At 37.6% G+C, this 12451-nt stretch carries 8 protein-coding genes; all 8 read left to right on the top strand.

Annotation, left to right across the window (positions count from 1 at the left end; genetic code table 11):
• Positions 1-103: 103 nt before the first annotated feature.
• The 8 genes from NH454_RS21530 to NH454_RS21565 all read left to right on the top strand — a co-directional run bounded on the left by NH454_RS21530 (position 104) and on the right by NH454_RS21565 (position 12282).
• Positions 104-1627 (top strand): potassium/proton antiporter, encoded by a 1524-nt coding sequence (locus NH454_RS21530; RefSeq protein ID WP_235378298.1) that lies wholly within the window; start codon positions 104-106, stop codon positions 1625-1627.
• Positions 1628-2360: 733 nt separating this feature from the next.
• On the top strand, positions 2361-7952 hold the full coding sequence (locus NH454_RS21535) for a hypothetical protein (RefSeq protein ID WP_235374291.1): 5592 nt from the start codon (positions 2361-2363) through the stop codon (positions 7950-7952).
• A gap of 274 nt (positions 7953-8226) precedes the next feature.
• On the top strand, positions 8227-8559 hold the full coding sequence (locus tag NH454_RS21540) for a type II toxin-antitoxin system RelE/ParE family toxin (protein WP_036973792.1): 333 nt from the start codon (positions 8227-8229) through the stop codon (positions 8557-8559).
• Positions 8560-8632: 73 nt separating this feature from the next.
• On the top strand, positions 8633-8947 hold the full coding sequence (locus tag NH454_RS21545; RefSeq protein WP_235374290.1) for a helix-turn-helix transcriptional regulator: 315 nt from the start codon (positions 8633-8635) through the stop codon (positions 8945-8947).
• A gap of 480 nt (positions 8948-9427) precedes the next feature.
• Positions 9428-9928, top strand: a complete 501-nt coding sequence (gene lepB, locus NH454_RS21550) for a signal peptidase I (RefSeq protein ID WP_051501951.1) — start codon at positions 9428-9430, stop codon at positions 9926-9928.
• Positions 9915-11093, top strand: coding sequence for a TrbC family F-type conjugative pilus assembly protein (locus NH454_RS21555; RefSeq protein WP_235374289.1), 1179 nt, complete (start codon positions 9915-9917; stop codon positions 11091-11093). Before lepB ends, NH454_RS21555 begins: the two co-directional genes overlap by 14 nt.
• Positions 11090-11239 carry a hypothetical protein gene (locus tag NH454_RS21560; protein ID WP_235374288.1) on the top strand — a complete coding sequence of 50 codons (150 nt, stop codon included), beginning with the start codon at positions 11090-11092 and terminating at the stop codon, positions 11237-11239. The genes NH454_RS21555 and NH454_RS21560 overlap by 4 nt, the downstream gene beginning before the upstream one ends.
• On the top strand, positions 11239-12282 hold the full coding sequence (locus tag NH454_RS21565) for a TraU family protein (protein ID WP_175083506.1): 1044 nt from the start codon (positions 11239-11241) through the stop codon (positions 12280-12282). The genes NH454_RS21560 and NH454_RS21565 overlap by 1 nt, the downstream gene beginning before the upstream one ends.
• Positions 12283-12451: the final 169 nt, after the last annotated feature.

Genomic DNA, 12451 nt, shown 5'->3' on the forward strand with positions numbered 1-12451 from the left:
CGATCAACTGCTTGTAACTCATGGTAAATGCTTCTGTTTGTTTGGCGACGATAGAGTACCACCAACAGGCAGTTGATCTCTTCTCACCGTTTAACCATGAGTGGTGCACTTATTATCTGAATTCGGGGGTACTCGTAAAACTACATTTAATGTCAGCTTAAAACCGGCACTTTCTTTAGCAACATTTGGTGTCATTATAACAGCTGCAATTACGGGATGGGCTGCTCACTTAATTCTCAAGCTACCATGGCAAGAAGGTCTTTTAATTGGAGCGATTGTTGCCTCAACTGATGCGGCTGCCGTTTTTGGGTTAATTAGAAATGCTGGGTTTGAGTTGAAAGAACGTACAAGCGCTACGCTGGAAATTGAATCTGGTTCAAATGATCCAATGGCAATATTTCTTACTATTACTCTTGTTCAAATTCTACAAATAAACAGTAGTAAAATTGAGGGATGGCTGTTCATCATAGAACTTGTCCGTCAAATGGGACTTGGCTTGATAATCGGGTTTGCTGGAGGAAAACTGCTAGCTAATTTGTTGCGATATTTATCATTACCTTCATCATTATATCCTTTATTAGCATTTGCTGGTGGGTTGAGCTTGTTTGGATTCACGACTCTTTTAGGTGGGAGTGGTTTTCTAGCAATTTTTATCATTGGTGCAATAGTAGGAAATACATCGCTATCATATAGTGACGACATTAATAAGTTTCATGATGGTATTGCTTGGTTAAGTCAGATTGGAATGTTTTTAATGTTAGGATTATTAATTACGCCAACTAATTTAATACCAATCATTATCCCAGCTTTGGCTATTGCTTTCGTACTTATTTTCATTGCAAGGCCTTTAGCGGTTTTTTTATCTTTAATACCATTTCACTTCCCATGGAGAGAACAGGTGTTTATTGGATGGTGTGGTTTAAGAGGCGCTGTCCCTATAATTTTAGCCTTATTTCCTTCCTTAGCAGGACTAGAACATACTCAGACTTACTTTGAATTGGTTTTTTTTGTAGTTTTGATTTCACTGCTTGTTCAAGGTTGGACGATTTCACCGTTGGCTAAATTTCTTCAAGTAGATTTACCTCCTGCAGCAAAGGAACCTGAATATTTACATTTATCGATAAGGGATGAAAAGGAAAAGGAGCTCTTTATTTATACCGTGCTAGAAGGGTGTAAGGCAGAAGGCGTAACAGTAGACTCAATTTTCTCAATGAAAGGGGACCAGGTTGTAGGTGTAGTACGCAATGGTAGCCTTTTAAATGATTATGAACAGCATGCATTAGTTTGTAAGGATCAAGTGATTATATTGGCCTCAAATACTGAGCGAATTGAAATAGGTAAGTTTTTTGGTCCTGTTATTTTATCAAATAACCTTGGGTACGATGACTTTTTTGGTGAGTTTGATTTAAACCCTGAAGCAAAATTGATTGATTTAGCAAATGCTTATGGAGTTGATGCGAGTTCTTTCGATAAGGATCTTAGTTTAGAGCAATATATTTTGAATCAATTTCATGGAAAACCTGTAGTGGGTGATCAAGTTAAATTAGACTTTATTTGCCTTATAGTGAAAGGCGTTGAAAATAAAAAAATTATTTCAATCGGATTAAAGCTAAAATCGTCAAGTTAACTAAATTGTGAACTACCCATCGGCGCCGCTTCGCGTCGAACAATGTGCTTCTGCAGTCTAACTTTTGGGAGCTAGGCTGCTTCTTTTGTCTCAGCTTCCCCAGCAAACTTCGATAACTCGAAGACTTTCGTTTTGATAGCTGATTTATGCTGATATATGGGATTAACCCTGGCGACGATTCCAGCCGCAATTCAGTCAAACTTACCAGGATTGGCTATGCTTTTAGCCGACGATAGATCTCGGTTTTGATGCGTTCCGCAAGCTACACAAGTGAAAAGTCTTTCATTCTATGTTAACACATGATGTTGGCCGCAATTTTCACAAATTCCAGTGGATTTTTAAAGAGACCTATTCCACGATAGAGCTAACCTTCTAGATTGGCTTTGTATTGCGAAAACTGAGTAATTAGCCCCATGATGTTATCAGCAATCATGCTACCATTAAACTTTTGTATCCCCTCTACGTTTAAATCTTCGAACACAAAATATCATTTTCATTGGCTATCTGTTCGAAACGCTTCTGCTGATAAAATTAGATATATATTAAGAACATGACTAACTGTTCCGATTTATCCCATCGACGCCATTTCGCGTTGGACAATGAGTTTTCTAGTAAATTTCGATAGGTTTAATTTAGTTGACATGAATTTTTCTTCTAATTCAATTTTTTTTCAGGCTTTATTGTTTGGCTAAGTTGGTAAGTTAACTTTGAGTAATTCCAACAAGGTCTAATAATGAGTTATTTAAAGGCAGCGGCTTTAACTACTTTGGTGTTTTCATTTAGCGCTATTGCTATCACAACTATCAAAGGAACGATGAATATCTACAAACCAGAATTTGTCATCGAGAACAAATCAGGCACACTTATTTCAAATGTAAAAAACTTCAAGCTTGAGGCTCGCCAAACTGTTTTAGACGATTACTGTACTGTCACTACAGATAACAATACAGCATTACAAGGGGGAACCTTAAGCGCTGGATATTGCTTATTTGAATGGAATAACACAGCCGGTTATTTAATTGATGGATTTAAAGTTGAAGGCGTTGCTTCCAATTCAGGTCCGAATAGTATTGGCTACTCAATTTATTATTATTCAGGGTCAGCAAAAGCTAAAAAGTTAGTTGATACAAAAAACTTTATTTTTAATTTTGCAGCTCCAGTTAAGCCGACTGTCCAAGGATACTCAGTTAAGCTTGGGAACTCATGGAAGAGCGTAGGTAGTCATACCAATTACAACCCCGCAAATAAGTTTTCTGCAGTTAGAGTTAATGTTGACGCAAGGGATTACAGTCAGAAGGTATCTATACCATCGCTTGGTAGCTGTACAGTAGAAAGTGGCGCTACTTCATGCGATATTTCATTTTCAGAAATAAAGCTTGGTGATGCTATTTCAAATAAAGTGGGCTCTTTAAGCTATCAAGTGTCAGTTGATTCGAGTCATAGTTATTGGGGAGTTAGTAACACCAAACATGCTTTAACTGTTCCTTGGAATTACCAACCAACAAAAATTGACCTTTTTGAGGTTAATTCTATGCCTGCTAGTTATGCGACAACAAAGACAATAAACGTTAATAGCAAATCAATTCAAGTTTCGAATAACACAGCTAAACTCGTTTTAAATAAGCCTTCAAGCGAGATTGTTGGCGATTGGTGGGCCCCATCTGAGTTAAATGTAAAATTCAGCCGAAACAGTCAGCCAACTATTTCAAGTGGCATCACCTATAGCGGGAATGTTCTATATACAAAAGATGGCTCACTAGTTACAGCAAATAAGACTATTACGAGCACTAAGAGAGAAAGTGTAAATGGTGCATATGTTTACACCTTCGATATGACGCAAATTGAAGATGGTTATTATGGTGCTTCTGTGGCTTTCACAAATTCAAGTGGCATCCCTTCCAACCAAAATTTTAATGGGTTAAGAATTAACAAAACGGCCCCAAAAATTGATATTTTCAAATCAGGTGTTAAGCAAAATAACAGCAGTAACTTTGCATACAATCAAGAGCTGGTAATTTCAACTTTCAATTCATTTACAGATGACGTTGACCTGGTATCGATTCAAGTTAATTCTTCTAACGTTGCTTTTAACAAGCCAAAAATTGGTGTTGCCACAATACCTGACACTGTTATTTTCAAAAATGGCTTAAATACAATAAAAGTTACGGTCAAGGATACTCTGGGACATTTATATTCCAGAACAATCACACTAAATAAAGTTCAAGATGAAATCGAGTTTAAGATTAACAATTTAGGTGGTCGATTAGTATCTCACGTAAAAGAGTCTAGTTTTGAAGCAGTCCAAACTAAGTTTTCAGGTTTCTGTGACATTGTGACTAATGAAGCGGTTGCAATTGGTACCAATAATAATGTATCTGGAAAGTGTTATTTTGAATGGGTTGGTATGGATGAGCTTGATAGAGATAACTTTTCTCTGAAAGGTCGATTGAGAATGAGCGGAGTTGTGCCTGTTGGGTATAAAGTGTTTGCCTATTTTGGCGCGGAGAAAGAGAAAACACTAATCAAATCTGGAACTACATCTTTTAACGTCGAGGCCCCAATTGCGCCTGAATTAACAAAATATTCTATTTATGTAGGGAATAAATGGATCGACAATAATAGCGACGTCAATCACGATCCAAACGCTCAGGTTAAAGCCATTTCAATCACTACAAAGCCAGTTAATTATTCACAACAGGTGATTGTCGATAATTTGGGGAATTGTTTAATAAATGCTGGAAGTACATCCTGCACAATAAATATCACTCCATATTTCCTTGGAAATAAAAATTACATTGGCTATGAGGATGGCATTGTTTCTCACCAGTTTAAGGTAAATTCAATTAATAAGTACTTTACTGATAAAGAAATAAACTCACAGGCCGTTGTTAGTTGGGAATATGCATACTCTCGGGTAGAGCAAGTAAAAGTTAATGCAAGGGCTAGTGGTTTGCCATTGAGCTTTGGCTTGTTAGGCGCTTCTATAGATGTTGAGAACGAAACAGCGAGAGTTGTATTTGATAAACCGTCTCCAGCTATATCAGGTACATGGTGGCTTCCTAAATCGATTGAACTTGAGTTTAAAGTTAGTGGTTCGCACGAAGTCCTTAAGGAACTTGAATTTGACGGTACTACTCTTTTTAAAAACGATAATATTACTGAAGGTGAAACTGTAATAGTAAAAAATCTAACCGGGCCTGAACTTATTAATAACAAGTTTATTTATACAGCTGATGTGCAGAGTGTACCAGATGGACACTACGATATTACGGTTACTTCAAAGTACTTATATTCAAAATCAGATAAAAAAGAATTTAAAAACGCTGCATTCTTATCTCGTAAGCAGCCATCAATTTCTATTTTCAGAAACAGCCAAAGCATGGAGGAAGATGATGAGTTCTACTTTGATAGTGAACTGTTAGTAGCAGGGTTTAATGGCTACGTAAATGGTGTCACTATTGAGAGTGTACAATCAAACGGTGTGCCATTAAGTTTAAATTCTGTTGGTGACGGTATCGTCACTATTAATGGCTTAACTCAACAGTTATCACCTAAAGATAATGCAGAAATTAGTGTTGTAGTTAAAAACTCTTCAGGTGATAAATTTAATTATGATCTAAATGTTGTCTTTGCTCCTATGTCGTTTGATATAAAGCATCGTGAAAACGACTATCTACCGTTCAGACTAATTGAATTGGTTTATTTAGATTCTAAACAAGTGAGCGGCGAAGAGTGCCGGTTCTATAGTGAAAGAGACCTCGCGGTTAAATATGCGCGCAAAGGTGTTAAAAGTTGCATATTCAATTGGGTTAATTTACCAGAAGGCTTTGAAATATCATTGCGAGGTAGAACACCATCGGCTGTTGGTTATTTAGACAAAGCGCTTGTAGAAATTGAAAGCGATATCGAAATAATTAATGAGTTTGGTGAAACACTGATCATACCTAATGAAAAGACACTGATTTCTTCTCAGGAACCAACAGGGATTTCAGTTGAAGCTAGCTCAAGGCGAGAACTTATAAACGGATTTTATCCAGTTGAATACTCGGGTGGTGAAATTGTCAGAATGGGTACTGTATCGAGCCCTGGTTCATTAGATATGACATTCGACACCAAAGGGGTTAGCCAAACATTTCCGAAAAACCCTTCTACAAGAACAGGTGAAATATTTAGAACATCTGGTAGGTTCGATATGCCTTTTGAAGTTGAACGCAATCTATGGGAAGTATTCCCTATCGATTACAACGTTAAGTACCATAGAATGCCAGAAATAAATGCATCCCAAAGCATTAAAGCTTTAGTCGTTCCTGATAGCACACTTGGCGTTAATCTAGATTTTCAAGATGATCAGATCCTATCTACCGATGAAGTAACAGCTAAAATCAACCTTGGGAATTACAATCGAATCGATGGATGGGTTTATGACAAAAGCTCAATGGGTGAATGGGAAGTTTACATAGGTAAGTATGACAGAAGAAATATACCTGAACCATTAACAGAAACTGTCACAATAGATGCGAAAGGAGAAGCCTTCATAAAAATGCCAATGGAAGTTATTGGCGAAGAAAGTGGAATTTATGTTGCAGTAGCAAAAGCAAAAACACCTATACCTGATTATGAGTACTATATTCAGTCTGCTCGTGCATACTTTATTGTGTACAAAGGCACTGAAATTGAAGGTGAGCTAAGGGATGGCTTAATTAAGGGCCGGATACCATTGAGAGCTTCAGCAATTTATTCACCGGAAGACCGAGCAGATGTTGGCTCACTTGGCCGAGTGGTGTGGGAAGTTTCAAGTAACGGTTCCGATTGGAGGGAGTCTACAGAACATAAAGACACTTTACGTTGGCGTAAGCGATATGAAAACGAAGAAATTGAATACTTGAGAGTTAAAGTTGAAAATAAGTTTACAGGTGAATGGTCAACTAGCGGTACTCTAAAAGTTGTTGCTTATGAAAAACCTGAACTATTAATTCAACAAACTAATGAAGTTCTATTTAATGAAGCTGCAAAGTTCGTTTTGTATGACGGAGATAACCTCGTTCAAAATGGGGATAGTGTTATCGAGTGGTCAACTGATAATCGTAAGTCTTGGTTCTCAGGTCCAGCAAAAATCTCATTCTATAAAGATGACTTTACAGGAAGAGATATCAATGCCCGAATGAAATACAACGGAATAGCAAGTGACAGTAGTTTAGGTGATGAAGCTTTTGTCGAAGCTAGGGCTCGATATTACTTCTTAAGAGCGCCACGATTCTATTTTGATTTAGATATCCCTGATCTAGTCGAAGTTGGCTCTACACACCACATTAAAGGAAGCTCTTTCACAAGAACTGAGTCTATTAATGGTAGGACTCAAAACCAATGGGTGTTACCGGATGGGAAAGTAATAAATGATAGTGAATTTGACCTGACATTTAGTGAAAATCTTCTTGAAGGAAGAAACTTTATTCTGACCTACCAAGCTTGGGTAGAGGGGTCAAAGCAAGAGACAATCAACGAGACTAGAGTTCGTGTGAAAAGCTGGACATACGAGTTTCCTGAAATTGAACTAAACATGCCAGCTACAGTAAATTATATGCCTTCTAAACATATTGCATGGGTAGGCTTAGAGCGTCATTTTGCTCCTGGCGTCGAGTATGCATATGAGCTACTAAAAACACCCGGAGTTAAAGTGTTAAATCAAGATGACGGCAAGTTTACTCTGCAGTTTTCCCAAGAAGGAATGAAAAATCTCATGTTTAGGGTTACAAACAGCAGGGGACAAAGTAAAGAAGTAAGCCAAATTGTAGAAGTTTTACCTCCAACACCATTAGAAATTGAGATTGTGCGTACATTCAGTAATGAATACCTGAGATATCCACTAGATGTATCACTTAGATCTCGTGTATGGCTTTCACACCCAGATGATAGAGTTGCAGTGTATAAATGGTACTTGGATGGCGAGCTTGTCATGGAAAGCAAGCGTTATAGAGAAAGTATTGGAGATTTATCAGTTGGCAATCATTCTATCCGCGTCGATGTTGAAACTGAGTTTGGTCAGACTGGTTCGCAGTCATTTGAAGTGAACGTGATACCAAATCAGAAACCAACCGGAAGTATTAATATGCATGAAACAGATCAAGTGTTTGAATTACATCTCAACTGTAATGACTCGGATGGTCGAATTGCTGCGACTACATGGCAGTTAAATGGTGAGTTACTAACGCATTCTCATAATATTATCCAATTAAGCAAGGATAAGCTAAAAGGCACAAATTATGTTGTAGGTAGATGTTATGACGATAGTTTTGAATTCATAGATATCACTCAGACAATTCATTAAATGATATGTGAATATGGCAGCTATTTTTACTGCCATATTCATAAAAAATGAACAACTTTTAATTGGGCTCAAATGTTGCTGAAAGGTTGAAAATTATTGAGCGGCTCGTTAGTAATCCATTTGGCCAAAAATGTTGATCATGGTGTTGTAGCGGATCTGTTTGGTTATGCATCGAGACAAGTTGTGACAGATAAATACAACGGTAATCTACTGCAATTATCAGACGCCATTAATAGCGTATATTCAAGAATAAAAATGACAGGGCATTAGGAAGTTGAAAAAATTTAAGTTTATAAACAATCAATCAAAAAAAGAGTTTCTAGCGTTGCCCGATAAAATTCAAAAGCGCTTTGCAAATGATTTAAACGCTATTTGTCAAAACAAAGAGCCATTTAGCAAGTTTAAGCACTTAAAGGAAAGTGTAGGCATTGGTGCAGTTGAGCTAATAGAGAACGGCAGGCCAGCATATCGAACGATTTACGTTGCTAAGTTTGCAGATACAGTGTTCATCTTGCATTCGTTTACCAAGACGACTAACGAAGTCGATAAACAGGCTATGGACACTGCAAAGAAGCGGTACAAGCTAATGCAAAAAGAAATTAAATGAAAATATATCAACACTTGTATATATATCATTGCTGATATATAGTGCTTATAAGTTAATCAATAAGGTTTTTAAGATGACTCTTGAATACTCAAATATCTTTGATGCAATCACCGAAGATAAAGCAGAAGCCTCTGAATTACAGACACGATCAGATCTGATGATTGTCATTCGTGACATTATCAATGCCAAAAATTGGTCACAGGCCGACGCTGCAGCTCAATTAGGGCTAACGCAACCTCGCGTGAGCGATTTAGTTAATGGGCGAATTGAAAAGTTCAGCATTGATAAGCTAATGACTTGCTTGTATCGCATAGGTTTCCGTTTTAAGCCTGCGTTTGCTGATAATCAATTAACAATGGCTGTAGAAGCAGTTACAATTAACAAATGATTGAAATACGCATAAAGTAAGGTGCTAAAGCAAAGGCTGAACTTCAAGGCAATGCGGTGAGAGATATCGCTGGTTACCTCAAAAACTACTCTGCGGGTATAGAGTAACTAGCGAAAGAGATTTGACTTGACCATATAGATCTTTCGACTTTTGGGACACAGAAATTTAGAATTAGTTTCCACGACCTAGGAACCCTATACTTGATGGTATTGTTCAATTCTCTGAAATTGATGAGATATTAAAAACTTTAATTAAATAAGCACATTTAAGACAGAAAATGTATAAGTTACAAAAAAGGTAGCCTCAACCAAAGGCTACCTTTTTTATACTAGAGTTCTTTGGAGGAGACTTTAGTATGTCGTTAATGTACCACAAATACTTTCTTAATCGCCAAAAAAAATTCAATACGAAAGAAAATCTCAGAATTACTCAAAAATCTCACTGTAGAATTTATTTACGTTCTCACAAAAACAATTAGCTATGAATAGCATAAAGTTGAAAAGCACAGTCATAGTATGCCTTACACTACTTGGCTTATATTGGTTAGCGGAATTATTTTTTGCTCGCTTCACATTTTCTTTTCCTACATTTCAAGAGCAATGTTTGTATGCTCACATGTTCATAGTCGACAATCGTGATAAGGATATTAAAAGGGGAGATTTAGTTGCATTCAAATTTAACAAGGAAGATAAAAATTTTGATAAAGGGTTGAACTTCATAAAAATTGCAGCTGGAGTTCCTGGCGATGAAATCAAGTTCTCGCCAAATGAAATGCTTGTAAATCGAGTCGAATCCAAAATTGCTGGAATGACGCATGCCATTAATTTCTTACAGTTAAACCCAAAAGAGTATGAGCGACAAATTACCTTGAATGAAAATGAATTCTTTATGGTTGGTGAGACTATTTATAGCTATGACAGCAGGTTTTGGGGGCCAATAAATGAAGAGGATATTTTGGGGAAAGCATATGCAATTTTTTAAGTCGATACTTTTGCTGTGTGCGTTCTCAGTCTCCGTAAGTGCCAATCAAAAAAACAAATATGATGTTTCTAGTTTTCAAGACGCTGCGAATAAGGCTGTCGAGAAAGCCAAAGAAAATGGGTGGTTAAAAGATATAGATAAGCCAACAATTCAAGAAAACGATATAGCTTTAGCCAAGTCAATTGCAGATCAGGCTGTTGTTATTTCCAGTGAAACAATGAAGAGAGCACTTCCACAACAACAAAATAAGATTGATTTATTAGAAGGTACAGATGGCGCTATTTTCGTAAGTTTCTCAATGCCCAGAAGAGCACTTATTGATGCCTTCCAAGTGGCCAAAGAGCATAACTTAACAATTTTATTTAGAGGGCTAGAAAAAGGGGCTACACACATATCATCGACGATGAAGCTTATTCAGAAATTAAGTGCCATATCAAAAGTAGAGCCAAATGTAGGAATAAACCCACTAAGATTTAAAGAGTTTAATGTAACCGGTGTACCAACTATCGTCATAAGAAATGGTAATAAGCATCTTATTGCTCCGGGCACATTGAATGCGCAATATGCAAAAGAGCAATTTGACCAAAAACAAGGCGATTTCAAGTTAGAGCCATTAGGCCAATTATTCAATATTGACGAACCTGACATCATAGAGCAAATGAAAGCTGCAGCAGGTAAGATTGATTGGGCTGAGAAGCAACGTTTAGCAAAAGAAAGGTTCTGGAAGAAATATAAAACTTACCCTCTCCCCACGTCAGATGAATCTAAGCAGTGGCTAATAGATACGACTGTTCGCGTAACTCAAGATATCAAAAATGGCCGTGGAGAAATATTGGCCCGAGCTGGCGACATAACAAACCCTTTAAAACAATACCCTATGCATTTAAACATTTTTGTAATTGATCCCTATGTGAAGTCACAGGTTGATTGGGTTAAGGAAGAATTAAAATTGATATCAGGACAGTTTCAGATTCATCTAACCCATATGGATAAAGACAAAGGGTGGGATGACCTTAGTAAGTTTCGAAATGAGTTTGGGGCACCAGTTTTCATTTTGCCTAAACAAGTTATTGAGAAATTTAAAGTGGAAGCTACACCAAGCAAAATCGAAACACAAAGCAATGGCTATTTACTGGTACGTCAATTCGATTGGAGTGAAAAATGAAATTAATTTTAGTTGGCTTAGGCGTTTTGGGTGGGGTCTATTTAAGTTACGAGTACCCCACTGTAGCAAAGCAAATCTGGGATACCGCTTGGCATTACTTTCTAATCGCATTTAATTGGTTAGAGTCAAAAGTGGTTCAATTGTAATGCGCTTTACATTGATTTTCCTTATTTTCTTAGCAGCTTTATTTTCAACGCAAACAAAAGCCGAAGGTAACGCATGCAATAACGCGAATGTATTTAGCAATATAATAAATGAAGTTTGTTGGTCGTGCTTCTTACCAGTGCGATTGATGGGAGTTGGTCCAAAACCAAACGGGGCTGCACCTGACCAATCGATTTGTGCTTGTAATGATGCTCTTGGAATCCCGGAGTTTGGCTATCAACTGGGGTTTTGGCAGCCGTCTAGATTAGTCGAACATGTGAGAGTTCCATGGTGTGCACCCGCATTAGGGGGAGTTAGGCTTCAGGATGATCTATTTTCATTGTCGACTGGAGTGGATGTTAAAAGTTCCGGTGGTGCAGACTTGGCAACGTACCAATACCATTACTATTCATACCCATTATTTGCGATGTTGGAAATTTTGTATTTGCCTAAATGTGGTGGTGAATATACAGATTTTGATTTGATGTACCTTAGCGAGATTGATCCAACTTGGAACAATGATTTGCTCTCAATTTTACTATCCCCAGAAGCATTTATTTTTGCAAATCCAATTGCAAAAGCGTGGTGTACTGCGGATTGTGCCGCAATTACAGCAGGAGATGTTCAAGAATCTACATATGGTTGTGCTGGCTGCGACGGAAGTCTCTATCCATTTACTGGAAATGTTTATCATGGTGAGTCTGGGCCGCGTGTAACTTCTCTTTTGACACAACGTGTACTTGCGAGTTTGCACCGAAAGGGGTTGGCTAGAAAAACAATCGGAGAGGATGCAATGTGTAAACCCGAGTTTTGGCCAATGATCCCCAAATCCCAGTATAAGCTTTCGATGCTTCATCCCGTAGCAGAAGCTGATAGAAACTCCCCAAATGGTAAGTGCTGTCACCCATTGGGAGAGTCTGAACATAAATGGTCTACAGCGGCAGGTGGTAGAACCATCCCAGGTCTTGAAGACTACTTATATTTACTGTGGCGTTTTAATGACTGTTGCGTAATTAGCTCTGGTATCAATGCGCCTTCAGAATAGTGAGGAATTTAATGAAAAGCGAAGATTTTAGAAGTTTTTTGAATTGAACATTAGGCTTGCGCAATCTCACCCTTTCAAGGGCGAGTCAAGCAAGAGGTAACTAGTCTTTTTTCTGACTTAAAGCGCGTGAAGTTTTTACGGCTCTTTCACTTGGCGGTGTGTTTTGATT

The organism is Pseudoalteromonas sp. Ps84H-4, assembly GCF_024124645.1.
GTDB classification, from domain to species: Bacteria; Pseudomonadota; Gammaproteobacteria; order Enterobacterales; family Alteromonadaceae; genus Pseudoalteromonas; species Pseudoalteromonas lipolytica_C.

Coding starts and splice junctions, on each gene's coding strand:
- NH454_RS21535 (WP_235374291.1), top strand. CDS start 2,361: ATGAGTTATTTAAAGGCAGCGGCTTTAACTACTTTGGTGTTTTCATTT.
- NH454_RS21545 (WP_235374290.1), top strand. CDS start 8,633: ATGACTCTTGAATACTCAAATATCTTTGATGCAATCACCGAAGATAAA.
- lepB (WP_051501951.1), top strand. CDS start 9,428: ATGAATAGCATAAAGTTGAAAAGCACAGTCATAGTATGCCTTACACTA.
- NH454_RS21555 (WP_235374289.1), top strand. CDS start 9,915: ATGCAATTTTTTAAGTCGATACTTTTGCTGTGTGCGTTCTCAGTCTCC.
- NH454_RS21560 (WP_235374288.1), top strand. CDS start 11,090: ATGAAATTAATTTTAGTTGGCTTAGGCGTTTTGGGTGGGGTCTATTTA.
- NH454_RS21565 (WP_175083506.1), top strand. CDS start 11,239: ATGCGCTTTACATTGATTTTCCTTATTTTCTTAGCAGCTTTATTTTCA.